The following is a 25,249-nucleotide window of genomic DNA, read 5'->3' as shown; positions in this document are numbered from 1 at the left end:
TGTAGCGCAGCTTATTGTTGGCCGCGTCGGCTAAAACTGTGCAGGGCTTTCTCAATGCACTGCGCGGTTTTGCCGAAGGCTTGCAGGGTGATCTCTGAAAACGGTCCGCCGCCCTGATCCGCCACGACGATCATGATCACCCGGCCATTGTTGACCAGTGATCGTAGCAACAAGTGTTCACCGCTGAACTGCGAACGCAGGCTGTTGGGCAGCAGGGCGGAGAATTGCGCGTTGTTATCCGGGGTCAGGCGCACCTGGGCCTGTTGCGCGAGCAAGCGTTGCAGCACGGTGCTCTGGCTGACCGTGAAATTCAGCCCGGCCACCTCTTTCGGTAGTCCTGCAGTCTGATGCACCCGCAGATTGGCGTGGGTGCGGTCGGCCATCAGGATCATGACCCGGCGCATGCCGCACGCGACCAGTGCGTCACGGGCGGAGGTGGTCAGGTGCATGGCGTTGGTGAAACGACTCGGTTCGATCAGCAGCTCGGTGCATTGTCTGCGCCACTTGGCCAGGTCTTCGGCGGTTGGCGCCGGGGCTGGCAGCAGGCCGGCGTGGACACGGTTCGTGCCCCACGGCCAGATCAGTGCAACGGCAGGGTGCCAGAGGTCTGGCATCGCATGATGGCGTCCGCTGTTAGCCGCCTGTTGGTGTAACTGTTGTTGCACCTCGTCCACTGGCATTTGCAGGTAAAGACTGGTCAGGTACTGCCAGCGTTCACTGTGCGGGCTGTCCCAGGCCTGTTGCGCCGAAAGTGCCAGGCCGTTGGCCAGCAGCACTGTGTTGGCCGGCTGATTAAGCCAACGGCGCAGGGTCGGGTCGTCATCGAGGCGGTTTTGCTGGCGTAATGGATGTTCGCTGTCGCGGGCAATGCGCAGGACTTTCACCAGTTCCCGTTGCTCGGTGAGTAGCAGTTTATAACCCTGTTGCACCCAGATCGGCAGGCGCCAGATGTCCACCAGCGCCAGGCCGATTTCCAGCAGGCGAGCGCCGAACAATTGCTTTTCGACTTTGCGCGCCGACTCGCCTTTATGGATGACTCGCAGTTCCCAGTCTTCGAGCAATTGCGGGTGGGTCAGTGCCAGGGGCCACAGTGGAGAGAGGAACAGCAGGCTGCCCCAATGAATGTCCTGCCACAGGCGCGCGAGGCGGCTGGCAAAAAAACCGTTGGCCTGTTGAGTGGCGTGCTGGCTGATCATCTGCAATTGACGCAGCGCCTTTGGAATCTCGGCCATGGGTTCGGCCGGCAGGCGCTCGAGCAATTCTTCGGTGCGCTTCAGGCCGAGGCGATTGAGCGCGACCTCAAGGTTTTCCGCGGGTTCGCTCATGCTGCCATGCGTGTGTCGATTGGCTTCGCGAATCACGCTCAGCGCCAGGGCCGGGCTGTCCTGCATCAATTCGGCGATGTCGCGCAGCGAGCTGCGACTGTCGCGGATCGCCCGGCAGACAAGGTCGTGACTGGCTTGCGGAATGGGTAGGCGCACGCCATCGAGAAGCTTGACCCAGCCTTCGAGCGTGGTTGGTTTTGGAGCCGGGACGTTCGTTTCGTTAGCCATGTCTGGAGGCGATCATCGTCTGGATTACCTATGCCCGGAGTGGGTCAAATTAGCTTTTCGCCTGAACTGGCTATAGTCTGGCGCAGTTTTGCCGATAAGTAGAAGAAGAGATTTTTTAACTTCCGAATATGACCTTGAACCCGACTCAGTAAGTGCTCTCCTACCTATGGCTAAAATAATCGGCATCATCGTCGTATTCGCGAGCGTGCTCGGCGGATACGTGCTTTCCCACGGCAAAATTGCCGCCCTGATCCAGCCTTTCGAGGTCATGATTATCGGGGGTGCGGCCCTCGGCGCATTCCTGCAGGCCAACCCCGGCCACATGACGATGCACGTGCTCAAGAAGTCCCTGAGCATGTTCGGTTCGCGTTTCAACAATGGCTACTACCTTGAAGTCCTGGGCCTGATTTACGAGATCCTCAACAAGAGTCGCCGCGAAGGCATGATGGCCATCGAAGGCGATATCGAAGATGCTGCCGCGAGCCCGATCTTCGCCAAGTACCCGTCGGTCCTCAAGGACGAGCGCATGACCGCGTTCATCTGCGATTACCTGCGCATCATGTCCTCCGGCAACATGGCCCCCCATGAGCTTGAAGGCCTGTTCGACATGGAACTCTATAGCCTCAAGGAGGAACTGGAACACCCTTCCCATGCCGTCAACGGCATTGCCGATGGCATGCCCGGTTTCGGTATCGTCGCCGCGGTACTGGGGATCGTGGTGACCATGGCCTCGCTGGGTGACGGCGACCAGAAATCCATCGGCCTGCACGTGGGTGCGGCACTGGTCGGTACCTTCTTCGGTATTCTCGCCGCCTACGGCTTCTTCGGTCCGCTGGCCCATTCCCTGGCTCACGACGCCAAGGAAGAACTGAATATCTATGAAGCCATCAAGGCCTCGCTGGTTGCCTCGGCTTCCGGCATGCCGCCATCGCTGGCCGTGGAGTTCGGACGCAAGGTTCTGTACCCGGCGCACCGTCCTAGCTTTGCTGAGCTGGAACAAGCGGTTCGCGGCCGTTAAGTCATGGAAAATAATCAGCCGATAATCATCAAGCGCGTCAAGCGCTACGCCGGCGGGCATCACGGGGGCGCCTGGAAAATCGCCTTCGCCGACTTCGCCACGGCGATGATGGCGTTCTTTCTGGTGTTGTGGCTGTTGTCCACGGCGACACCGGAACAGAAGCTTGCCATCGCCGGTTACTTCAAGGACCCGATCGGCTTCACCGAAAGCGGCACGCCGTACATCATTGATCTGGGCGGTACGCCAGAGTTGGCGCCGGAAAAAACCCTCAACCCCGAGGTGAAATCCCAGCCGCAGCCGGACAAGGTGACTGTCGACGCCGAACAGGTCGAAGGCATGGCCGAGATGGTGGAGAAGGAGCGCCTCGAACTGTTGCTGCAAGAGTTGCAAAACAAGGTCGAAGAAAATCCGCAGCTGCAGAAATTCAAAGACCAGATCATGTTCGAGATCACGCCGGACGGTTTGCGCATTCAGATCGTGGATGCCGAGAATCGGCCGATGTTCGACTCCGGCAGTGCCCGTCTGAAGCCGTATTTCGAAGACATCCTGCTGGCCATGGCCGACACCATCAAGGCCGTGCCGAACAAGATCAGCATCAGCGGCCACACCGATGCCAAGCCATACAGCGGCCAGGGTGATTTCGGCAACTGGGAGCTTTCGGCCAACCGTGCCAACGCCGCTCGCCGGGCGCTGGTCGCAGGTAGCTATCCGGATGCACAAGTGGCGCGGGTGGTCGGTTATGCCTCGTCGGCCTTGTTTGACCGCGAACATCCATTCAATCCGGTCAACCGCCGTATCGACATCATCGTACTGACCAAGAAAGCCCAGCGCGCCATCGAAGGTTCGCAAGGTGCGGAACCGGCGCCGGAACCAACGCAAGGGCAGGGCGGTCCGGGCGAAGTGCCTGCCGACCCGAATGCGTTGCCGGCAGACAAGGAGCCGTTGCCGGCCCACGAACTGCGCGAACGGCTAAACCTGTTCGATGACCCGGCACCGAAACCGGGTGAAGCGCCCAAGCAGTGATTTAGATAAATGAGGGGTGGCTGACCCACCCTCTTCGCGAGCAGGCTCGCTCCCACAAGGGCAACGCGCACTACTGTGGGAGCGAGCCTGCTCGCGAAGGCAATGTTCGAGTCACAACAAAAGCCCAGGCGAAAAAAAGCCGCGAGATGATCGCGGCTTTTTCATGTCTGCCCGAAACGGCTCAGTAACCGTTTTCCGGCAGGCTGGCGATGATCGAGCGGTAGCTGTTCATCCGTTGCTGCTGCACACGGCCATCTTCCAGGGCCTTGAGCAGGGCGCAACCCGGTTCGCGATCGTGCTTGCAGTCACGGAAGCGGCAGGTGCCGAGCAGGTCGTTGAATTCGATGAAGCCGGCTTCGACGTCAGCGCGGCTGACGTGGCCCAGGCCGAATTCGCGGATACCCGGGGAGTCGATCAGCTCACCGCCACCGGGGAAGTGGAACAAGCGTGCGGTGGTGGTGGTGTGAGTGCCCTGGCCGGACAGCTCGGACAGCGGGCCGACACGGGTCTCGACATCCGGCAGCAGGCTGTTGACCAGCGATGACTTGCCGACGCCGGACTGACCGACGAACACGCTGATGCGCCCGTCGAGTTGCTTCTGCAGTTGCTCCATGCCGTTGCCGTGATGCGCCGACACTTCCAGGACCGGATATCCAAGCGTGCGATAAACACCCAACAGGGCATTCAACGCCGGGGCGTTTTGCTCGTCGATCAGGTCGAACTTGTTCAGCAACAGCAGCGGCTTGATGCCCGCGTGTTCGGCAGCTACAAGGTAGCGGTCGATCAGGTTGGCATGAGGTTCTGGCAGTGGTGCGAAAACGATGACAATCATGTCGACGTTCGCCGCCACCGGCTTGAGCTGGCCACGGCTGTCCGGTCGGCACAGTTCGGTGTTGCGCGGCAGTTGCGCCACGATCACGCCGATGCCCTGGTTGCCGGCACGCCAGACCACCTGATCGCCGGTGACCAGCGCCGGCAGGTTGGCGCGCAGGTGGCAACGGAACACCTGGCCGGCCAGCTCGCCGTCGCGGGCCTCGACCTCGACCTGCACGCCGAAGTGCGCGATCACCAGGCCGTGCTGTTCCGGGCCCAGGTCGCCACCTTCGAGTGCCTCGACAGCCGAGGACTCACGTTTGGCGGCGCGGGCAGCGCGTTCGCCCTGAATCTTTTCGATGCGCCAGTTTTGACGACGATTGAGTTGGCGTTTGGCCATGGGTGTTCCGTAGTAATAATGCAGCGATTAGGTAAAACGGCCGCGAGTTTAGCACGCCCGGCCACCGGCCTAGGCTAAACTGCGCAGCATTGCCTAGGAGCCGACACATGCAAAATTCGCAGAACCTGATCTGGATCGACCTGGAAATGACCGGTCTGGACCCGGATAACGACGTCATTATCGAAATGGCCACCATCGTGACCGACAGCGACCTGAACACCCTGGCCGAAGGCCCGGTGATCGCTATCCACCACAGCGACGAAGTCCTCGCTCGCATGGACGAGTGGAACACCCGCACCCACGGCAATTCGGGTCTGACTCAGCGCGTGCGAGAAAGCCGTATCAGCATGGCTGAAGCGGAAGCCGAGACCATCGCCTTCCTGGAAAAGTGGGTGCCGAAAGGCAAGTCGCCGATCTGCGGCAACAGCATCTGCCAGGACCGTCGCTTCCTTTATACCCACATGAAATCCCTGGAAAGCTATTTCCACTACCGCAACCTCGACGTCTCGACCCTCAAGGAACTGGCCGCGCGCTGGGCGCCGGACGTGCGCGACAGCTTCAAGAAAGGCAGCACCCACCTGGCCCTGGACGACATCCGCGAATCCATCGCCGAGTTGCAGCACTACCGCCAGCATTTCATCAAGTCTTGAGCCTGACCAGCGACCTGTAGGAGCTGGCTTGCCAGCGAAGAGGCCCTTGAGGACGCCTTCGCCGGCAAGCCGGCTCCTAAAGGTGCGGGTGCCCTCTTTTGGTGCTGACCTTATATGGCTAGACTGCGCGCCTTTCTGCAAGGACCGCCACCATGTTGTTGATGCTTTACCTGATCGCCATCACCGCCGAAGCCATGACCGGTGCCCTGTCTGCGGGCCGTCGAGGAATGGATTGGTTTGGCGTGGTACTGATTGCGTGTGTTACGGCATTGGGCGGCGGTTCGGTGCGTGATGTGTTGCTGGGCCACTACCCGCTGACCTGGGTCAAACACCCGGAATACCTGGTCCTGACAACCATCGCAGCCATGTTCACGGTGTTCACCGCCCGCTGGATGCGCCATCTGCGCTCGCTGTTTCTGGTGCTCGATGCCGTCGGTCTGGTGGCATTCACCCTGATTGGCTGCATGACCGCCCTGGAAATGGGCCATGGCATGTTGGTTGCGTCGGTCAGCGGCGTGATCACCGGGGTTTTCGGCGGTATCCTGCGGGACATTTTCTGCAACGACATCCCGTTGATCTTCCGCCGCGAACTTTATGCCAGCGTCTCGTTTGCGGCAGCGTGGTGTTACATGTTTTGCCTGTATCTGAACGTGCCGGGTGAGCAGGCGATTCTGATCACGCTATTTGGCGGCTTTCTGTTGCGCTTGCTGGCGATCCGTTTCCATTGGGAAATGCCCAAGTTCGTTTATAACGACGAAGCCTGACGTTCGGCATGTTGCTGCAATGCCCACTCGACATGCTCACGCACCATCTCGGATGGATATTCTCGCCGCGCCTTCAACGCTTCCAATACCGGAATCGTTGAAGGCGCGTTGCCCAGCCCGACGGCCAGATTGCGCAACCAGCTTTCGTAGCCTGCACGTCTTAGCGGCGATCCTTCAGTGCTGCTTAAAAATTTGTCTTCGTCCCACATGAACAGTTCGGCCAGGCTGGCGTTGTCCAGGTTGTGCCGTGGCTTGAAGTCGCCTTCGCCGGATGGGCTGGCGAATCGGTTCCAGGGGCAGACGATCTGGCAGTCATCGCAGCCGAACACCCGGTTGCCGATCAGCGGTCGCAGATCTACAGGTATGGCGCCTTTGAGTTCGATGGTCAGATAGGAAATGCAGCGCCGGGCATCCAGTACATAGGGGCCGACGAAGGCATTGGTCGGACAGATGTCCAGGCAGGCGCTGCAGCGGCCGCAATGCTCGGTGGCGTGTGGCGGGTCCACGGGTAGCGGCAAATCGACGAACAATTCGGCGAGGAAGAAATAACTGCCGGCCTTGCGATTCAAGACCAGCGTGTTTTTGCCGATCCATCCAAGGCCGGCCTTTTCCGCGATGGCTTTTTCCAGCACCGGGGCACTGTCCACGAAGGCGCGGTAACCGAACGGACCAATGACCGCCTGAATTTTTTCCGCCAGTTGTTGCACGCGTTTACGGATCAACTTGTGGTAATCGCGGCCCAAGGCATAACGCGAGACGTAGGCTTTTTCCGGTTGAGCCAGCAATTGCGCCATTTTGGTGTCGCCCGACAGGTAGTCCATGCGCAGCGAAACCACGCGCAAAGTGCCCGGCACCAGCTCATCCGGGTGCGAGCGTTTGCTGCCATGGGCGCCCATGTAGTCCATTTCGCCGTGGTAACCGGCATCGAGCCAGCGCTGCAGGTGCTGCTCATGCTCCCCGAGGTCGAGGCCGCTGATGCCGACTTGCTGGAAGCCCAGCTCGCGGCCCCAGTCCTTGATGGATTGGGCGAGGGCGGGCAGGTCCGTGGTAATAGCGGGCATGAGGCGAGAGAAACCGGAGCTGAGGTGCGTATAATTCTGCCAGACATCGGAGCCTGAAGACGCATGCCGCACACTAAAGATGATTTACCCGACGCGCTGTACAGCGCCGCGCAGGTCCGAGGGCTCGATGCGAGCCTGATCGCGGCCGGCACCCCGGGCTTCGAACTGATGCAGCGGGCGGCGCGGGCAACCTGGCGCGCGCTGGTCCGCCAATGGCCGGCGGCAAGTGAATTGACAGTGGTTGCCGGCCACGGCAATAACGCCGGTGACGGTTACCTGGTGGCCGTATTGGCCAGGCGCGCCGGTTGGTGGGTCCGGGTGCTGGCGGTAGGCGATCCGCTGCAACTGCGCGGTGATGCGGCGTCGGCCCATGCCGAGGCGGTATCCGAAAACGTCCGCATCGAAGCGTGGAGCGGGCAATCGGAATGTCGTGGGATAGTACTGGACGCCTTGCTCGGCACCGGCTTGACCGGTGACGTACGCGAACCGTACGCCGGCGTCATTGGTGCAATCAATGCCAGTGGACGGCCAGTGGTGGCTGTGGATATCCCTTCCGGGCTCTGCGCCGATACCGGTCATATCCTCGGCCGTGCCGTTCGAGCCGATCTGACGGTCACCTTCATTGGCTTGAAACTGGGATTGTTCACCGGTGACGCGGCGGACGTGGTGGGCGAACTGGTTTTCAACGACCTGCATGCCGATCCGCAGCTGCTCGAAGGCGCGCCGACCAGTGCCCTTCGCCTGATGGCCGGCAACCTGCCATGTCTTCCCGCTCGGACGCCGACTTCCCATAAAGGCAAATTCGGTCATGTGCTGCTGGTGGGCGGCGATCGCGGCCTGGGTGGCGCGATCCTGCTGAGCGCGCAAAGTGCGCTGCGCAGCGGCGCCGGCATGGTGTCAGTGGCGACGCGCAGCGAACATGTGCCCGCCGCGCTGGCCAGAATCCCCGAAGCGATGGTGCTGGGCACGTCATCGGCCAATCAGTTGATGGAATTGCTGCAAAAGGTGTCCGTGCTGGTGATCGGCCCGGGGCTGGGGCAGTCCGCCTGGGGGCGCAGCTTGTTGTCCGCTGCCGCCAACGCACCCCTGCCGCAAGTCTGGGATGCCGACGCGCTGAACATGCTGGCCGAGGAACGTGTGAACTTGCCCAAGGATTGTGTCATTACGCCGCATCCGGGCGAAGCGGCGCGGTTGCTGGGCATGAGCACTGCCGAGATTCAGGCTGATCGCCCCGCGGCGGCTCATGCGCTGAGTAAAAAATATGCAGCAGTCGTGGTGCTCAAGGGCGCCGGCAGCCTGATCGCCAGTCCCGACGGGCGGCTGGCCGTATGTCATCAGGGTCATCCGGCCATGGCCACCGCGGGTTTGGGCGATGTGCTGGCCGGTCTGGTCGGCGCTCTGCTGGCCCAGGGGATGGACGCGTTCAATGCGGCCTGCCTGGCGGTCTGGCTGCATGCCAACGCGGGTGAGCAACAAGGCAAATTCGGCCGTGGGCTGGCGGCCAGTGATCTGATTCCAGCCATTCGTCAGTTGTTGGAGGAGCAAGCACCGTGTCTGAAGTAACCCTGTACCTGGCTGATGAAGAGGCGATGACCGCGTTTGGCGCTCGCATCGCCCAAACCACAAAAGGGCACGGCCTGATCTTTCTCGAAGGCAACCTGGGAATGGGCAAAACCACATTGTCCCGGGGCATCATTCGGGGGCTGGGGCACATCGGAGCGGTAAAAAGTCCGACATTCACCCTGGTCGAACCCTACGAGATTGGCGATATTCGCGCTTTCCATTTTGACCTGTATCGCCTGGTCGATCCGGAGGAGCTGGAATTCCTCGGTATCCGCGACTATTTCGAAGACGACGCCCTGTGTCTGATCGAATGGCCGGATAAAGGTGCAGGCTTTTTGCCAAAGCCCGACCTGACCATTACCATTAGCCCGCAAGGCAGCGGGCGTTCGCTGAAAATTTTGTCCCAGGGCTCGCGTGGCGAGTCGTGGTGTGCCGCTTTGGCATTGGAATCCAAATAAATGATGGGGTTAGGTATGCGCTTTCGCGCGTTGGTTGCTGCCGTAGGGGTGCTGTTTCTGGCGGTGACCGTCGACGCTGTGGCCGAGACAAAGGTCAACAGTGTTCGCCTGTGGCGGGCGCCGGACAACACGCGGCTGGTGTTTGACCTGACCGGCCCCGTGCAGCACAGCGTCTTTACCCTGACGGCGCCGGATCGCCTGGTTATCGACATCAATGGCGCTACCCTGGGAGCGCCATTGAATGTAAACAGCGCCAATACCCCGATCACTGCCATGCGCTCGGCCCAACGCACGCCGACTGACCTGAGGGTGGTTATCGACCTGAAAAAGGCCGTTACTCCGAAAAGCTTCTCGCTGGCCCCCAATGCCCAGTACGGCAACCGACTGGTGGTCGACCTGTTCGATAACCCGTCCGACGCCGCACCACCACCTGCGCCGACGCCGTCGGTGGCCACGGTGCCTGCCGTGCCGGTCACGCCGACGGAACCTGCAATCAAATTACCGCCGGCACCGGCGGGCAAGCGCGACATCATTGTGGTGATCGACGCCGGTCACGGCGGTGAAGATCCGGGCGCCTCCGGCTCTCGCGGTCAGCGCGAAAAAGACGTGGTGCTGGCCATCGCCCGGGAATTGCAGCGCCAGGTCAACGGCATGAAAGGTTTCCGCGCCGAACTGACCCGCACCGGCGACTACTTCATTCCGTTGCGTGGGCGTACCGAAATCGCCCGCAAGAAAGGCGCCGACCTGTTCGTCTCTATTCACGCCGACGCCGCGCCTTCAGCCGCTGCTTTCGGTGCTTCGGTGTTCGCCCTGTCCGATCGTGGCGCCACATCGGAGACCGCACGCTGGCTGGCCGACAGTGAAAACCGCTCCGACCTGATCGGTGGTGCCGGCAACGTCAGCCTCGACGACAAGGACCGCATGCTCGCGGGTGTGCTGCTCGACCTGTCGATGACCGCTTCCCTGACTTCCAGCCTGAACGTCGGTCAGAAAGTGTTGAGTAACATCGGCCGGGTCACGCCGCTGCACAAGCAACGGGTTGAACAGGCCGGGTTCATGGTGCTGAAGTCGCCGGACATCCCGTCGATCCTGGTGGAAACCGGGTTCATCTCCAATGCCAATGAAGCGTCCAAACTTGCCGCGTCGAGCCACCAGCAGGCGCTGGCACGCTCCATCAGCAGTGGCGTGCGCCAGTTCTTCCAGCAAAACCCGCCACCGGGCACCTACATTGCGTGGCTGCGGGACTCCGGGAAGATCGCCCAAGGTCCGCGTGATCACCGGGTAAGCCCGGGCGAGACGCTGGCGATGATCGCCGTGCGTTATCAGGTATCACCGGCCACGTTGCGCAGTGCCAACAACCTGGCGAGCGACGAGCTCAAGGTCGGTCAGCACTTGACCATCCCTGGCACTGAACTGGCGGCCAAGGAATGAACCAGGTGCTGACCAACGCTGCCCGCATCGAGCTGCTCAGCCCGCGGCTGGCGAACCAGATTGCCGCCGGTGAGGTGGTTGAACGTCCGGCTTCGGTGATCAAGGAGTTGCTGGAGAACAGCCTCGACTCCGGCGCCAGGCGCATCGATGTCGATGTCGAGCAGGGCGGCGTCAAGTTGCTGCGGGTGCGCGACGATGGCAGCGGCATTTCCGCCGATGACCTGCCACTGGCCCTGGCGCGACATGCCACCAGTAAAATCCGCAACCTGGAAGACCTGGAACAGGTCATGAGCCTGGGTTTTCGCGGTGAGGCATTGGCGTCGATCAGTTCCGTGGCGCGCCTGACCCTGACCTCCCGCACCCGCGATGCCGATCAGGCCTGGCAGGTCGAGACCGAAGGCCGTGACATGGCGCCTCGCGTGCAACCGGCAGCGCATCCGGTGGGTACCTCTGTCGAAGTTCGCGACCTGTTTTTCAATACCCCGGCGCGACGCAAGTTTCTCAAGACCGAGAAAACCGAATTCGATCATCTGCAAGAAGTGATCAGGCGTCTGGCCCTGGCGCGTTTCGACGTGGCGTTCCATCTGCGCCACAACGGCAAGACCATCCTCAGCCTGCATGAGGCCCACGATGATGCGGCCCGTGCCCGGCGCGTGGCGGCGATTTGCGGTCCCGGTTTCCTGGAACAGGCGCTGCCGATCGAAATCGAGCGCAACGGCCTGCATCTTTGGGGTTGGGTCGGGTTGCCGACGTTCAACCGCAGTCAGGCGGATTTGCAGTATTTCTTCGTCAACGGCCGTGCCGTGCGCGACAAGCTGGTGGCTCACGCGGTACGCCAGGCTTATCGCGATGTGCTGTTCAATGGCCGGCACCCGACATTCGTGCTGTTTTTCGAAGTCGATCCGGCGGGTGTTGACGTCAACGTGCACCCGACCAAGCACGAAGTGCGTTTCCGCGACGGGCGCATGGTCCACGATTTCCTATATGGCACGCTGCACCGGGCCCTGGGCGATGTGCGGCCGGAAGATCATCTTGCCGCACCGGTCGAGACAGCCGTTGTGCGGCCTACGGGCCTCGAAGCAGGCGAGTTCGGTCCTCAGGGTGAGATGCGCCTGGCCGCGAACGCACTGTTGGAGCAGCCCCAGGCGCAACCGACATTCAGCCCGCCCGCCGGCTCCGGCGCCGGAGCGGGGTATCAGTATCAATACACCCCGCGTCCTCAGTCCGCTGTTCCCGCCGCTGAAGCGCAAGCCGCCTATCGTGAATTCTTCGCGCCGTTGCCCGAGGCCAATGCGGCCGCGCTGCCGGCCGGACAAGGCGACATCCCGCCGCTGGGCTATGCGCTGGCGCAGCTCAAGGGTATTTATATTCTTTCGGAAAACGCCCAGGGTCTGGTGCTGGTGGACATGCACGCCGCTCACGAGCGGATCATGTACGAACGCCTGAAGGTCGCCATGGCCAGTGAAGGCCTGAGCGGGCAGCCGCTACTGGTGCCGGAGTCCCTGGCGGTCAGCCAGCGCGAAGCCGATTGCGCCGAGGAGCACGTCGCCTGGTTCCAGCGCCTGGGCTTCGAGTTGCAGCGCCTCGGTCCGGAAACCCTGGCCATCCGGCAGATTCCGGCGCTGCTCAAGCAGGCTGAAGCCAATCGACTGGTTGGCGATGTGTTGGCCGACCTGATGGAGTACGGCACCAGCGATCGCATTCAGGCACACCTGAACGAACTGCTTGGCACCATGGCCTGCCACGGCGCGGTACGGGCGAATCGGCGCCTGGCCCTGCCGGAAATGAACGGTCTGCTGCGCGACATGGAAAACACCGAGCGCAGCGGTCAATGCAACCATGGCCGACCGACCTGGACCCAGTTGGGCCTGGACGATCTGGACAAACTGTTCTTGCGCGGTCGTTGATGAGCCAGTTCCCACCTGCAATTTTCCTGATGGGCCCGACCGCCGCCGGCAAGACCGACTTGGCCATCGAACTCACCAAAGTCCTGCCCTGCGAACTGATCAGTGTCGATTCGGCGCTGGTCTACCGTGGCATGGACATCGGCACCGCCAAGCCCTCGAAAGAGCTTTTGGCGCAGTTTCCGCATCGGTTGATCGACATCCTTGATCCGGCGGAGAGTTATTCGGCCGCAGATTTCCGCCGTGATGCCCTCGAAGCCATGGCCGACATCACCGCGCGCGGAAAAATTCCGCTGCTGGTAGGCGGCACAATGCTCTACTACAAGGCTTTGCTCGAAGGCCTGGCCGACATGCCGGCTGCCGACCCGGATGTGCGTGCGCAGATCGAAGAAGAAGCTGCACGCCTTGGCTGGCAAGCCTTGCACGAACAATTGGCGGTGATCGATCCGGTTTCTGCCGCGCGTATTCATCCGAACGATCCGCAGCGGCTCAGTCGAGCGCTGGAAGTTTATCGCGTCAGTGGTCAAAGCATGACTGAGCTACGACTGCAACAATCTGCGCAAAGTACTGAAGCAGCCGCTTCGGGACGGCAACAATTGCCCTATACTGTCGCGAACTTGGCAATTGCTCCGGCAAATCGTCAGGTACTGCATGAGCGAATTAAACAAAGATTCACTTTAATGTTGGAACAGGGATTCATCGACGAGGTCGTAGCCCTGCGTAAGCGAAGTGACCTGCATGCCGGGTTGCCGTCTATACGTGCAGTAGGCTACCGACAAGTCTGGGACTACCTGGATGGCAAGCTGACATTAGCCGAGATGCAGGAGCGTGGAATCATTGCCACGCGCCAATTGGCAAAGCGTCAGTTCACCTGGTTGCGCAGTTGGGATGATTTACACTGGCTGGACAGCCTGGATTGCGACAATCTGCCGCGCGCCTTGAAATACCTGGGGACCATCTCCATATTGAGCTGAGTCCTTGCAATTGCCGTCTATCCTTGGGGGTGTGACGGCCACAAGCCATCTGTTTACCTATTTTTTTATATTGAATCCTTAAAGGAGTGCGGCACATGTCAAAAGGGCATTCGCTACAAGACCCTTACTTGAATACTTTGCGTAAAGAGAAAGTTGGGGTGTCCATCTACCTGGTCAACGGCATCAAACTGCAAGGCACGATCGAGTCTTTCGACCAGTTCGTTATCCTGCTGAAAAACACCGTCAGCCAAATGGTTTACAAACACGCTATCTCTACAGTAGTGCCGGTTCGTCCAATTCGTCTGCCTAGCGCAACCGAATCCGAAGCAGGTGATGCTGAGCCAGGTAACGCCTGATAGGAGTCTCCTTTGTTCTTTGAGCGCCACGGTGGTGGTGAGCGAGCCATTCTCGTTCACTTGGATGGTCAGGACCCTGAGGCGCGCGAAGATCCGCAGGAGTTTCAGGAATTGGCAATGTCGGCTGGCGCCGAGACCGTCGCGTTTTTCAACGTGCCGCGTAATCGGCCAACCGCCAAATACCTGATTGGCAGCGGCAAGGTCGAGGAGTTACGCGACCTGGTCAAAGCCGAGCAGGTAGATCTGGTGATTTTCAATCACATCCTCACGCCCAGTCAGGAACGTAACCTCGAACGGATTTTCGAGTGTCGCGTGATCGACCGCACGGGCCTGATTCTCGATATCTTCGCCCAACGCGCCCGCACCCATGAAGGCAAGCTCCAGGTCGAACTGGCTCAGCTTGAGCACATGAGCACGCGGCTGGTTCGTGGCTGGACTCACCTTGAACGGCAGAAGGGCGGTATCGGTCTGCGCGGTCCGGGTGAAACACAGCTGGAAACCGACCGGCGTCTGTTGCGGGTTCGCCTGCGGCAGATCAAAGGGCGCCTGGAAAAGGTCCGCAGCCAGCGCGAACAGTCGCGTCGTGGCCGCAAGCGCGCTGACATCCCGACGGTTTCACTGGTGGGCTACACCAACGCCGGCAAGTCGACGCTGTTCAACTCGGTGACCGAATCCGACGTCTTTGCCGCTGACCAGCTGTTCGCGACCCTCGATCCGACCTTGCGCCGACTTGAACTCGACGACCTCGGGCCGATTGTGCTGGCCGACACCGTGGGTTTCATTCGCCACTTGCCGCACAAACTGGTCGAGGCATTTCGGGCTACGCTCGAAGAGTCGAGCAACTCCGACCTGCTGCTGCATGTCATCGACTCCCACGAGCCCGAGCGCATGGCCCAGATTGAGCAGGTCATGGTGGTGCTCGGGGAGATCGGGGCGCAGGACTTGCCGATCCTGGAGGTATACAACAAACTCGATTTGCTCGAGGGTGTCGAGCCGCAGATCCAGCGTGATGCCGATGGCAAGCCGCAGCGGGTCTGGTTGTCGGCCAAGGACGGTACGGGTCTTGACCTTCTCAAGCAGGCCGTTGCTGAACTGCTCGGCGATGATTTGTTTGTGGGTACCTTGCGCTTGCCGCAACGTTTTGCTCGACTGCGTGCGCAGTTTTTCGAAGTCGGTGCGGTACAGAAAGAAGAACACGACGAAGAAGGCATCAGCTTGCTTGCCGTTCGTTTGCCGCGAGTCGAATTGAATCGACTGGTAAGCCGCGAAGGTTTGCAGCCGCTGGACTTCATCGAGCAACACACTTTGCAATAAAAGCCTGAGAAAGCGGTTGTGTCGTGGTGACAGGCATTCTGTAGCATTGGTCGGCGCGCCGTGGGCGCGTCTTTGCTTTATCAGATGGAGAGCGCTATGGCTTGGAATGAGCCGGGTGGCAACTCGAATAATCAGGATCCTTGGGGTGGCAAGCGCCGTAATAACGGCGATCGCAAGGGGCCGCCAGATCTCGACGAGGCCTTCCGAAAGCTGCAGGAAAGCCTGAACGGGTTGTTCGGTGGTGGTAAGAAACGGGGTGATGACGGCGGTGGTCCGGGCAGGAGTGGCGGCTTCGGCGGCCTGCTCGGCATTGGCCTGGTCGTGTTGGCAGCCGTGTGGCTGTACAGCGCGGTCTATGTAGTCGATGAGCAGGAGCAAGCCGTGGTGCTGCGCTTCGGCAAGTACTACGAAACCGTCGGCCCGGGCCTGAACATCTATTTCCCGCCGATCGACAAGAAGTACATGGAAAACGTCACGCGTGAGCGTGCGTACACCAAGCAAGGCCAGATGCTGACTGAAGACGAAAACATCGTCGAAGTGCCGCTGACCGTGCAGTACAAGATCAGCAACCTGCAGGACTTCGTGTTGAGCGTCGATCAGCCGGAAATCAGCCTGCAGCACGCGACCGACAGCGCCTTGCGCCATGTGGTGGGTTCCACCGCCATGGACCAGGTACTGACCGAAGGCCGTGAATTGATGGCCAGCGAAATCAAGGAGCGCCTGCAACGCTTCATGGATACTTATCGCACCGGTATCACCGTTACCCAGGTCAACGTACAAAGCGCAGCGGCACCGCGTGAAGTGCAGGAAGCCTTCGATGACGTGATCCGTGCCCGTGAAGACGAGCAGCGTTCGCGCAACCAGGCTGAAACCTATGCCAACGGCGTCGTGCCGGAAGCCCGTGGTCAGGCCCAGCGCATTCTCGAAGATGCCAATGGTTACCGTGACGAGACCGTCTCGCGTGCCAAGGGTGAGGCTGATCGCTTCACCAAGCTGGTCGCCGAGTACCGCAAGGCGCCTGAAGTCACTCGTCAGCGTCTGTACCTGGACACCATGCAGGAAGTCTTCAGCAATACCAGCAAGGTTCTCGTGACCGGCAACAAGAATGGCCAGAGCAACCTGCTGTACCTGCCGCTGGACAAGATGATCGACAGCAGTGGCCGCAGCACCAGCACGCCGATGAGCAGTGCGGCAGCCACCAGCAATGAAGCGAATGCACGTGCCGCAGCTGATCTGCAGCAACAGCCGGCACGTACCAGGGAGAGTCGCTGATGAGCAATAAATCGCTGATCGCCCTTATTGTCGGCGTCGTCGTGGCGATCGCTGCCTGGAACTGCTTCTACATCGTGGCTCAGACCGAGCGTGCGGTGTTGCTGCAGTTCGGTCGCGTGGTCCAGGCCGATGTTCAGCCAGGCCTGCATGTGAAAGTGCCTTACGTTAACCAGGTGCGCAAATTCGACGCACGCCTGATGACGCTGGATGCACCGACACAACGCTTCCTGACGCTGGAAAAGAAAGCCGTGATGGTCGATGCCTTCGCCAAGTGGCGCGTGAAGGACGCCGAGCGTTTCTACACCGCGACTTCCGGCCTCAAGCAGATTGCCGACGAGCGTCTGTCCCGTCGCCTGGAATCGGGCCTGCGTGACCAGTTCGGTAAGCGCACCCTGCACGAAGTGGTGTCGGGTGAGCGTGATGCGCTGATGGCGGATATCACGTCTTCGCTGAACAAGATGGCTGAAAAAGAGTTGGGCATCGAAGTTGTCGATGTCCGGGTCAAGACCATCGACCTGCCGAAGGAAGTGAACCGCAGCGTGTTCGAGCGTATGAGCACCGAGCGTGAGCGTGAAGCTCGCGAGCACCGCGCCAAGGGTAACGAGCTGGCAGAAGGCATCCGTGCCGACGCCGATCGTCAACGCCGCGTGCTGCTGGCTGAAGCCTATCGTGAATCCGAAGAGATTCGCGGTGACGGCGACGCCCAGGCTGCTTCGATCTACTCCAAGGCCTACGGTCAGGATCAGGAGTTCTACGCGTTCTACCGAAGCCTGCGTGCCTACCGTGAAAGCTTCGCGAACAAATCCGACGTCATGGTCCTCGACCCAAGCAGTGACTTCTTCCACTACCTGGAAAAAGCCAAGCCTTGATACGACGTTGACCCGAATCATCCCGCCGGGCGGCTAAAACCTCTGGCGGGGTGATCCTTTGGGAAAACGTGTGTATGATGCGGCAGCCGGGAAATTCCCGGCTTTTTTGCGTCTGCACGTTTGATTGCTGTTTTTGTGCAGGTGCGAGAGCTGAAAAGCTCGACAGGTTTTACGAGGAAAGTGCTTGGCGAAGCCCATTTCAGGCTTTTCGCTTCGTCGCTCATGCGCGTGGTTTGTGCTGAGCCAATCATTTTCTGCTTCACTCAAGGCTCGCCCAAAGGCTTGTCGCCCGGATCATAGGGGAATGGCGTAATGGCAACGGTAGACCGCTGGCTGCTGCCAGATGGCATCGAAGAAGTACTGCCACCGGAAGCGGCGCGCATAGAAGTCGCGCGTCGTCAGGTGTTGGATCTGTTCCAGAGCTGGGGTTACGAGTTTGTCGTGACTCCCCATATCGAGTACCTGGAATCCCTGCTGACCGGCGCGGGCCAGGACCTGGATCTGCGGACCTTCAAGGTCATCGACCCGCAGTCGGGTCGGCAGATGGGTTTCCGGGCCGACATCACACCGCAGGTGGCGCGCATCGATGCGCATACCCTGCGTCGCGAAGGCCCGAACCGTCTGTGCTATGCCGGCAGCGTGCTGCATGCCCAGCCACGTGCCTTGTCGTCCTCGCGCAGTCCGATCCAGTTGGGCGCCGAGTTGTACGGCGATGCCAGCCCGAGCAGTGACGTTGAAGTCATCAGCCTGATGCTGGCCATGCTGCAACTGGCCGATGTGCCTGACGTGCACATGGACCTGGGGCATGTGGGCATCTACCGCGGGCTGGCGCGCGCCGCCGGATTGTCCGGTGAAGTCGAGCAGCAGTTGTTTGACGCATTGCAACGTAAAGCCATCGACGAGGTCATTACCTTGACCGAAGGTCTGCCGACCGATCTGTCGCACATGCTGCGGGCGTTGGTCGATCTGTGTGGCGGTCGTGAAGTGCTGGTGGCTGCCCGCGAACGTCTGGCCAAGGCTCCGGCGCAGGTGACGGCGGCGCTGGACGACCTGCTGGCGATTGCCGAGCGTTTGTCCGCGCGGTTCCCGGAACTGCCGCTGTATTTCGACCTGGGCGAGTTGCGCGGTTATCACTACCACACCGGTGTAGTGTTTGCCGTGTTCGTACCGGGTGTTGGCCAGTCCATTGCCCAGGGCGGTCGTTACGACGATATCGGCGCCGACTTCGGTCGTGCCCGTCCGGCAACCGGTTTCTCTACCGATTTGAAAACCCTGGTGACCCTGGGGCGTGCTGAAATCGAGCTACCGTCTGGCGGTATCTGGATGCCTGACAGTACGGATGCGGCACTCTGGCAGCAGGTTTGCCAGTTGCGCAGTGAGGGTCAGCGTGTCGTTCAGGCCTTGCCTGGACAACCTTTGGCCGCCGCCCGTGAAGCGGACTGCGACCGGCAATTGATTCAGCAGAACGGGCTTTGGCAAGTATCGCCACTGGCTTCTTGAGTTTTCCTGCCGGCTACCGCCGGCACCAAGTTTGCGCGAATGAGGACAAGTGTTATGGGTAAGAATGTCGTAGTCCTGGGCACCCAATGGGGTGATGAGGGCAAAGGCAAGATCGTTGATCTGCTGACCGAACATGCTGCCGCCGTAGTGCGCTACCAGGGTGGCCACAACGCTGGCCACACCCTGGTGATCGACGGTGAAAAAACCGTCTTGCACCTGATCCCGTCGGGCGTGCTGCGCGAAGGCGTGCAGTGCCTGATCGGCAACGGCGTGGTGGTTGCACCTGACGCCCTGCTGCGGGAAATCAACAAGCTGGAAGAGAAAGGCGTGCCAGTGCGCGAGCGCCTGCGCATCAGCCCGTCCTGCCCGCTGATCCTGTCCTACCACGTAGCGCTGGACCAGGCTCGTGAAAAGGCCCGTGGCGAGCTGAAGATCGGCACCACCGGTCGTGGCATCGGCCCGGCCTACGAAGACAAGGTCGCACGTCGCGGTCTGCGCATCGGTGATCTGTTCCACCGCGAGCGTTTCGCCGCCAAGCTGGGCGAGTTGCTGGATTACCACAACTTCGTACTGGTCAATTACTACAAAGAGCCTGCGATCGACTTCCAGAAAACCCTGGACGAATGCATGGAGTACGCCGAGCTGCTGAAGCCGATGATGCTCGACGTCACCGCCGAGCTGCACCAGCTGCGTCGCGCTGGCAAGGACATCATGTTCGAAGGCGCCCAAGGCTCCTTGCTGGACATCGACCACGGTACTTACCCGTACGTCACCAGCTCCAACACCACCGCTGGCGGCATCGCTACCGGTTCGGGTGTTGGCCCGATGTTCCTGGATTACATCCTCGGCATCACCAAGGCGTACACCACTCGCGTCGGTTCGGGTCCGTTCCCGACTGAACTGTTCGACGACGTTGGCGCGTTCCTGGCCAAGCGTGGCCACGAGTTCGGCGCGACCACCGGCCGCGCCCGCCGTTGCGGCTGGTTCGACGCTGTCATCCTGCGTCGCGCCATCGACGTCAACAGCATCTCGGGCCTGTGCCTGACCAAGCTGGACGTACTGGACGGCCTGGAAACCATCAACATCTGCGTTGGCTACAAGAACCAGGACGGTGCAGTGATCGACGCGCCGACCGACGCCGACAGCTACATCGGCCTGGAGCCAGTGTACGAAGAGATGCCGGGCTGGAAAGAGTCCACCCTCGGTGCCAAGACGCTGGAAGAGCTGCCACAGGCTGCACGCAACTACATCAAACGCGTCGAAGAGTTGGTCGGTGCGCCGATCGACATTATTTCGACGGGTCCGGATCGCAACGAAACCATCGTTCTGCGTCACCCGTTCGCTTGATAAGTCGTTGATGTAAAAAACAAAGGCCCCTTCATCGGGGCCTTTGTCGTTTATGCCTGTCGGACGGCACGACCTTTGCTACTAACATTAAAAAAGCATTGCTTCTGGCGTGCTATCAATTTAATGGCGCCAAAGCAGAGGGATTTCCAGTGTCGGCCGTTCTCTCACTGTTACAAAGCCGTCTCTTACGGCCTGTGTTCGTTACTCTCGGTATCGCCCTTTTGGTGCAGGTGCTGGTCGCTGTTGCACTGACCAGGAGCACAGTGACCGCGCTGGAAGCCGATTTGGGTGTGCGGCTGGGAGCGGACAGTCAAAAGCTTTCCGGCGAGCTCGAGCAGGCGGGGCGTGAAGTCACGTCGAGCCTCGACAGCCTCTCCACCAGCACGCGTCAGCGTCTTACCGCCGGGTTGTCCTCACGATTGGAAGAGGAGCAGGCGCAACTGCGTGCGACCCTGGAAAAGGACCTGAAGGACTCCGCCAATGATATGGCGCAGCTTCTCGCTTCGGTCGCCCCTCGCGCCATGTGGGACAGCGACGTTCCAACCCTCTCCGAATTCGCCCGCCGGGCGCAGCGTAATCCTAATGTGCTGTTCGTGGTCTACGACGACGCAACGGGCCAACACTTGACGCGCTACCTCAACCGGGAAAATCCGATCAACAAGGCGCTGCTGGAAAAGGGCCAGGGCGAGCGGGCGCTGGACAAGGTGCTGGACGCGGCGAAGAACGATTCGTCGGTCTATTACCTCGAAGCCTCGATCAACCCCAATGGTGTGGAAATCGGCAAGGTTTTGATGGGCATCTCGACAGCTTCGGTGGAAACCGACCTGGCAGCCCTCGACAAGCGCTTCTCGGCCCTGATCGCCAACAGTGACCAACTGGTAGGCGACAGTCTCAAGGGGGCGGCAGCCGACAGCGCCACAGCCATGCGTACACGGCTGCAATCAGCACAATCCACGGCGTCTGAAATGAAAGCCAACACCACCAGCACTGTGCAGGAAGCGGCGGCGACTTTGCGCTGGCGCATCGGCATGGGCCTGGCGCTAGTCGGCGCAGGTGTTCTGCTGTTGCTCGCGGTGGTGCTGGGGCGTCGAGTGGTCAATCGTCTGAAAATGCTGATTGCTGCCATGGATGACCTGGCGGCCGGTGAAGGTGATTTGACCAAGCGTGTACAGATCAACAGCAAGGACGAAATCGGCGACATGGCCTCGGCGGTCAATCGCTTTGTGGATAAGTTGCAACCGATCGTGCGCGAGGCGGGTGATGTTGCCCAGCGCACCGGCGTGGAAATTGGCGCCATGACCTTGCGCAATGCCGGAGCCGATGCGGCTGCGGGCATGCAGCGCGATGAAGTGGCAGAGAGCCTGCGAGCCTTGTCGCAAATGGCGGATGAGGCCCAGTCCGAGAGCCAGGCCATGCAGGCGGCGTTGAAGCAGGTGGTGGATATTCGTCAGGCCACCGATGAAAACACCCGGACCTCGGCGAAAGTCGGCAGTCTTATCGAGGCTCTGGCCGGTCAGGTCGAGACCGGTGCGCAAGTGATCGAGCGGCTGGCGCAGCAAAGTGAACAGATTGAAGTGGTGTTGACGGTGATTCACGGGATTGCCGAACAGACCAACTTGTTGGCATTGAATGCCGCCATCGAGGCGGCGCGAGCCGGTGAGACCGGGCGCGGATTCGCAGTGGTGGCTGATGAGGTGCGGGCGTTGGCCAGCAAGACCCAAAGCTCCACTGGCGATATCCAGGCGCACATCGTGGCGTTGCAGCAAGGCGCACGTGAAGCGGTGGCGGCGATCGGGCAGGCCGGGCGTCAGGCCAGCGAAGGTTTGCTGGTGTTACGCGACAGTGCGCGTTTGCAGCAATCGGTGCAGGCATCGGTTGAGCAGGTACATACGGCGATTGGTCTGGCGACCCAGGCAGCAGCGCACCAGGCGCAGGGGGCTCAGGCAGTGCGGGGGCGCGTAGAAACGATTCATGCACAGGCCGAGAAGGCGGCTCAGGCGGTGGTGGAAACCACGGCCAGCGGCAAGGTGCTGGATGGGTTGGCGGCGCAGTTGAAGGCGAGCCTGGGGCAGTTCAGGGCTTAAGATTTTCTTTGATTGAGCGGGCCCCTTCGCGAGCAGGCTCGCTCCCACAATGGAATGCGTTCTCTTGTGGGAGCGAGCCTGCTCGCGAAAGCGTTATCAGCGGCTCAGATACATCCGCGTCGTCAGCAGATAGACCGGCAATCCCGACACCAAGATCAACAGCGCCGCATAGGGCGCCGCCGCCGCAAACTCCACATTCGCGGTATGCGCCCAGACTTCCGTCGCCAAGGTATTCAGCCCGGTCGGACTCAGGAGCAATGTCGCCGTCAGTTCTTTCATCGCGTCCAGAAACACCAGCGCAAACGCCGCCCCCAGCGCCGGGAAGATGATCGGCAATGTCACCCGGCAGAACGCGGTGAGCGATGATGCTCCCAGTGTGCGCGCAGCCTCTTCCAGTTGTGGGGCCGCCTTGGTTAGCGCCGTGCGAATCGGCGCCTGGGCCAATGGCAGAAACAGCAATGCATAGGCGATCAGCAGCAGCGCCGACGTCTGGTACAGCATCGGCACATAGTGAAGGGCGAAATACACCAGGGTCAGGGCGATCACCAGGCCTGGCAGTGCATGCAGCAGATACGGCAGGCGTTCGGCCCAGATTGCCAGTCGGCCCTTGTAACGCACCACCAGCAGTCCTACCGGAACTGCGAGCACCAGGCACAAGGCCGCGCCGCCCAGCGACAGCGCCAAGGATGACAGCAATGCCTCGCTGATGGCGGCAACCGGAAAGGCGGCCGACGAACCTGCAGCGAGCCAATAAGCCAGCATCCCCAGTGGAATGCCGCTGCCAATGATCGCCAGCAACAGGCAGTACAGTTGCCCGGCAGCCGCCCACGGCCCCAATCGCACCTGCTCCGCCCGTCGCGCCGCGCCCTGGCCGGTGCGCACATGCCGGCCCTTGCCGCGAACGCGCAGTTCCAGCCACAGCAGTATCAGACACATCACCAGTAGCACAGCCGAAAGCATCGCCGCATTGGCGTTGCTGAATTCCAGCTCGAACTGTTGATAGATCGCGGTGGTGAAGGTTTGCAGGCCGATGATCGATAGCGCGCCGAATTCCACCAGCATGTGCAGGGCAATCAGAAGTGAGCCTGCGAGCAGTGAGGGCCAAAGCAGGGGCAGGGTGACCTTGAAGAACACGCCCCAGCGATTGTGTCCCAGCGTACGTGCGGACTCTTCCAGCGATGGGTCAAGATTGCGCAGGGTCGCCGCCACCGGCAGGAAAATCAGCGGGTATTTGGACAGGGTCATCACCAGAATCGCCCCGCCCAGTCCTTCGAATTGTGCACTGAGCGAAACCCAGGTGAAGCTACTGACAAACGCCGGTACGGCGAACGGCAAGCATAGAATCACGCCCCACAACCGCCGCCCGCGCAGATTGCTGCGTTCCAGCAACCACGCCAGTGACAGGCCGATCACGCCGCAAGCCACTGTGACGCCGATCATCAGCGACAGGGTGTTGCGCAGCAAGCCAAGCACATAGGGTCGCCACAGCAGGTGCAGTGCTTCGGCCCAGCCAGCTTGCCAGGCCTTGAGTCCGACATAGGCCAGCGGCAACAGGCTGAGTACAACCAGCGCTAAAACCGGCATTAACAACCAGATCGATGGCTGCCTGCGCCGTGGCACGTAGTTGCCGTGAGCGGAGGCGGGGAGTGATGTGCTCATTAGTTCAGGCCAACGTCGCGTTCCAGGTCCAGGGCTTGTTCGGCGTTGCCGAGGTCGGCTGGAGTGACTTTCGGCGCTTCCAGTTCACTGAACGGCTTGAGGCCGCGATCCGATTCCATGCCTTTGTGCAGTGGGTATTCGGCGGTGGTCTGGGTGATCACGCGCTGACCCTCTTCGCTCGCCATGTAGGCGAGCAATTGTTGGGCTTCTTTAGGATGTTTGCTGGATTTCAATACGGCCGCGCTGGAAACCGTGATCAGCCCGCCGACGTCGCCACCGGTGAAGTAATGCAGTTTCGAATCGAGCTGACCTTTTTCCCGCTGCAGGGCGAACCAGTAGTAGTTGTTCACCAGGACGGTGGCCACTTCACCATTTTCAACAGCTTTGAGCGCAACCATGTTGTTGCTGTAGGTCTTGCCGAATGCGCGCAAACCGGTCAGCCATTCTTCGGCAGCGTCCATCCCGTGGACCTTGATGATTGCCACGGCCTGTTCCTGGAAGGCGCCGCTGGTGGGCACGAAGCCGACCTTGCCTTGCCATTTGGGGTCGGAGAAATCCATCACCGATTTCGGCAGGTCTTTTTCATCGATCAGCTTGGGGTTGAACGCTACGACGCGCACCCGGGCGGTCACGCCGATCCAGGTGCCATTGCCGGCGACATATTCCCTGGGTAGCACCGCCAACGTTGCGTCATCGGCCTTGGCCAGAAGTCCCTGTTCGCCAAGCTTGTTCAGAGGCGGCGATTCTTCGGTGTAAATCACGTCGGCAGGGGAGCGATCACCTTCTTCGACGATCTGGCTGGCAAGTTGGTTGCTGCTGCCTTTGCGTACGTTGACGTGAATGCCAGTCTTGGCTTCGAAAGCTTTGGCGACAGCGTCACCGACTTCCTTGTGTTGGCCGTTGTAGAGGGTCAGGGAAACCGTGTCGGCGGCTTGGGTGAGGGGAGTGGCGAGTGCCAGGCCTAGCAGGGTAAAGGTCAGGCCGCGGCGCAGGGTATTTCGAAACATCATTCGCAGGGTTCCTCACTGTCGCATTGCAAAAACTTGCAACAATGATAAACGATATTGTTTCTCAAATGCGCCTTGTGGGTTGAGTTGGGTTTTGATAGGCGGGTGTCAATGTGGCGAGGGAGCCTGCTCCCGTTGGGTTGCGAAGCGACCCCAAGATTCTCGCGCGATACAGATTTTGTGAGTGCTGCGCACTCAAGCGGGAGCAAGCTCCCTCGCCACAAAGGTT

Annotated in this window: 22 protein-coding genes; 16 read left to right on the top strand and 6 right to left on the bottom strand. The window is 60.6% G+C overall.

Annotated elements, in window-relative coordinates; translation table 11 throughout:
- Positions 1-11: 11 nt before the first annotated feature.
- Complete coding sequence (locus BJ917_RS16540; RefSeq protein ID WP_121103865.1) at positions 12-1,553, bottom strand: HDOD domain-containing protein; 1,542 nt, start codon at positions 1,551-1,553, stop codon at positions 12-14.
- A gap of 166 nt (positions 1,554-1,719) precedes the next feature.
- Here BJ917_RS16540 and motA point away from each other — a divergent pair, with 166 nt between their 5' ends.
- Positions 1,720-2,571, top strand: a complete 852-nt coding sequence (motA, locus tag BJ917_RS16535; protein WP_096513708.1) for a flagellar motor stator protein MotA — start codon at positions 1,720-1,722, stop codon at positions 2,569-2,571.
- 3 nt (positions 2,572-2,574) lie between these two features.
- The gene (gene motB, locus BJ917_RS16530; protein WP_096513707.1) at positions 2,575-3,594 is read left to right on the top strand and encodes a flagellar motor protein MotB; all 1,020 of its coding nucleotides are present in this window, start codon (positions 2,575-2,577) and stop codon (positions 3,592-3,594) included.
- A gap of 181 nt (positions 3,595-3,775) precedes the next feature.
- Here motB and rsgA read toward each other — a convergent pair whose 3' ends face one another.
- On the bottom strand, positions 3,776-4,807 hold the full coding sequence (gene rsgA / locus BJ917_RS16525) for a small ribosomal subunit biogenesis GTPase RsgA (RefSeq protein WP_121103864.1): 1,032 nt from the start codon (positions 4,805-4,807) through the stop codon (positions 3,776-3,778).
- Positions 4,808-4,914: 107 nt separating this feature from the next.
- Between rsgA and orn the strand changes: the two genes are divergently transcribed.
- Entirely contained in the window at positions 4,915-5,457 is a 543-nt protein-coding gene (orn, locus tag BJ917_RS16520) for an oligoribonuclease (protein WP_096513705.1), read from the top strand.
- Between the two features lie 152 nt (positions 5,458-5,609).
- Complete coding sequence (locus BJ917_RS16515; RefSeq protein ID WP_096513704.1) at positions 5,610-6,221, top strand: trimeric intracellular cation channel family protein; 612 nt, start codon at positions 5,610-5,612, stop codon at positions 6,219-6,221.
- Here BJ917_RS16515 and queG read toward each other — a convergent pair.
- Positions 6,203-7,282 (bottom strand): tRNA epoxyqueuosine(34) reductase QueG, encoded by a 1,080-nt coding sequence (gene queG / locus BJ917_RS16510; protein ID WP_096513703.1) that lies wholly within the window; start codon positions 7,280-7,282, stop codon positions 6,203-6,205. The genes BJ917_RS16515 and queG overlap by 19 nt on opposite strands.
- 63 nt (positions 7,283-7,345) lie before the next feature.
- Between queG and BJ917_RS16505 the strand changes: the two genes are divergently transcribed.
- The 9 genes from BJ917_RS16505 (at position 7,346) to hflC (ending at position 17,423) form a co-directional block, all read left to right on the top strand.
- Complete coding sequence (locus tag BJ917_RS16505) at positions 7,346-8,845, top strand: NAD(P)H-hydrate dehydratase (protein WP_121103863.1); 1,500 nt, start codon at positions 7,346-7,348, stop codon at positions 8,843-8,845.
- Entirely contained in the window at positions 8,833-9,303 is a 471-nt protein-coding gene (gene tsaE, locus BJ917_RS16500; RefSeq protein WP_096513701.1) for a tRNA (adenosine(37)-N6)-threonylcarbamoyltransferase complex ATPase subunit type 1 TsaE, read from the top strand. The genes BJ917_RS16505 and tsaE overlap by 13 nt, the downstream gene beginning before the upstream one ends.
- On the top strand, positions 9,304-10,734 hold the full coding sequence (locus BJ917_RS16495; RefSeq protein WP_096513700.1) for an N-acetylmuramoyl-L-alanine amidase: 1,431 nt from the start codon (positions 9,304-9,306) through the stop codon (positions 10,732-10,734).
- An 8-nt stretch (positions 10,735-10,742) separates the two neighbouring features.
- Positions 10,743-12,641, top strand: coding sequence for a DNA mismatch repair endonuclease MutL (gene mutL, locus BJ917_RS16490; RefSeq protein WP_177435598.1), 1,899 nt, complete (start codon positions 10,743-10,745; stop codon positions 12,639-12,641).
- Complete coding sequence (gene miaA, locus BJ917_RS16485; RefSeq protein WP_121103861.1) at positions 12,641-13,612, top strand: tRNA (adenosine(37)-N6)-dimethylallyltransferase MiaA; 972 nt, start codon at positions 12,641-12,643, stop codon at positions 13,610-13,612. Before mutL ends, miaA begins: the two co-directional genes overlap by 1 nt.
- Before the next feature lie 95 nt (positions 13,613-13,707).
- The gene (hfq, locus tag BJ917_RS16480; RefSeq protein ID WP_007902656.1) at positions 13,708-13,968 is read left to right on the top strand and encodes an RNA chaperone Hfq; all 261 of its coding nucleotides are present in this window, start codon (positions 13,708-13,710) and stop codon (positions 13,966-13,968) included.
- A gap of 12 nt (positions 13,969-13,980) precedes the next feature.
- Positions 13,981-15,282, top strand: a complete 1,302-nt coding sequence (gene hflX / locus BJ917_RS16475; protein WP_096513697.1) for a ribosome rescue GTPase HflX — start codon at positions 13,981-13,983, stop codon at positions 15,280-15,282.
- A gap of 96 nt (positions 15,283-15,378) precedes the next feature.
- Positions 15,379-16,554, top strand: coding sequence for an FtsH protease activity modulator HflK (gene hflK / locus BJ917_RS16470; protein ID WP_096513696.1), 1,176 nt, complete (start codon positions 15,379-15,381; stop codon positions 16,552-16,554).
- Positions 16,554-17,423 carry a protease modulator HflC gene (gene hflC / locus BJ917_RS16465; protein ID WP_096513695.1) on the top strand — a complete coding sequence of 290 codons (870 nt, stop codon included), beginning with the start codon at positions 16,554-16,556 and terminating at the stop codon, positions 17,421-17,423. The genes hflK and hflC overlap by 1 nt, the downstream gene beginning before the upstream one ends.
- Before the next feature lie 17 nt (positions 17,424-17,440).
- Here the strand turns inward: hflC and BJ917_RS31800 are convergent, their stop codons facing one another.
- Positions 17,441-17,686, bottom strand: coding sequence for a hypothetical protein (locus BJ917_RS31800; protein WP_147432576.1), 246 nt, complete (start codon positions 17,684-17,686; stop codon positions 17,441-17,443).
- Positions 17,687-17,735: 49 nt separating this feature from the next.
- Between BJ917_RS31800 and BJ917_RS16460 the strand changes: the two genes are divergently transcribed.
- The 3 genes from BJ917_RS16460 to BJ917_RS16450 all read left to right on the top strand — a co-directional run bounded on the left by BJ917_RS16460 (position 17,736) and on the right by BJ917_RS16450 (position 22,354).
- A complete protein-coding gene (locus BJ917_RS16460; protein WP_121103860.1) occupies positions 17,736-18,923 on the top strand; it encodes an ATP phosphoribosyltransferase regulatory subunit in 1,188 nt (395 codons plus the stop codon).
- A gap of 54 nt (positions 18,924-18,977) precedes the next feature.
- On the top strand, positions 18,978-20,270 hold the full coding sequence (locus BJ917_RS16455) for an adenylosuccinate synthase (RefSeq protein ID WP_095192127.1): 1,293 nt from the start codon (positions 18,978-18,980) through the stop codon (positions 20,268-20,270).
- A gap of 149 nt (positions 20,271-20,419) precedes the next feature.
- A complete protein-coding gene (locus tag BJ917_RS16450; RefSeq protein ID WP_096513693.1) occupies positions 20,420-22,354 on the top strand; it encodes a methyl-accepting chemotaxis protein in 1,935 nt (644 codons plus the stop codon).
- Positions 22,355-22,450: 96 nt separating this feature from the next.
- On the opposite strand, the gene BJ917_RS16445 is transcribed toward BJ917_RS16450, so the two are convergent.
- Together BJ917_RS16445 and BJ917_RS16440 are read right to left on the bottom strand one after the other, a co-directional pair.
- A complete protein-coding gene (locus BJ917_RS16445) occupies positions 22,451-24,013 on the bottom strand; it encodes an iron ABC transporter permease (RefSeq protein ID WP_121103859.1) in 1,563 nt (520 codons plus the stop codon).
- A complete protein-coding gene (locus BJ917_RS16440) occupies positions 24,013-25,023 on the bottom strand; it encodes an iron ABC transporter substrate-binding protein (protein WP_121103858.1) in 1,011 nt (336 codons plus the stop codon). Before BJ917_RS16440 ends, BJ917_RS16445 begins: the two co-directional genes overlap by 1 nt.
- Positions 25,024-25,249 lie beyond the last annotated feature (226 nt).

Origin of the sequence: Pseudomonas sp. WPR_5_2 (genome assembly GCF_003634475.1) — a bacterium.
GTDB classification, from domain to species: Bacteria; Pseudomonadota; Gammaproteobacteria; order Pseudomonadales; family Pseudomonadaceae; genus Aquipseudomonas; species Aquipseudomonas izuensis.
This window is presented reverse-complemented; position numbering and strand designations above follow the sequence as displayed.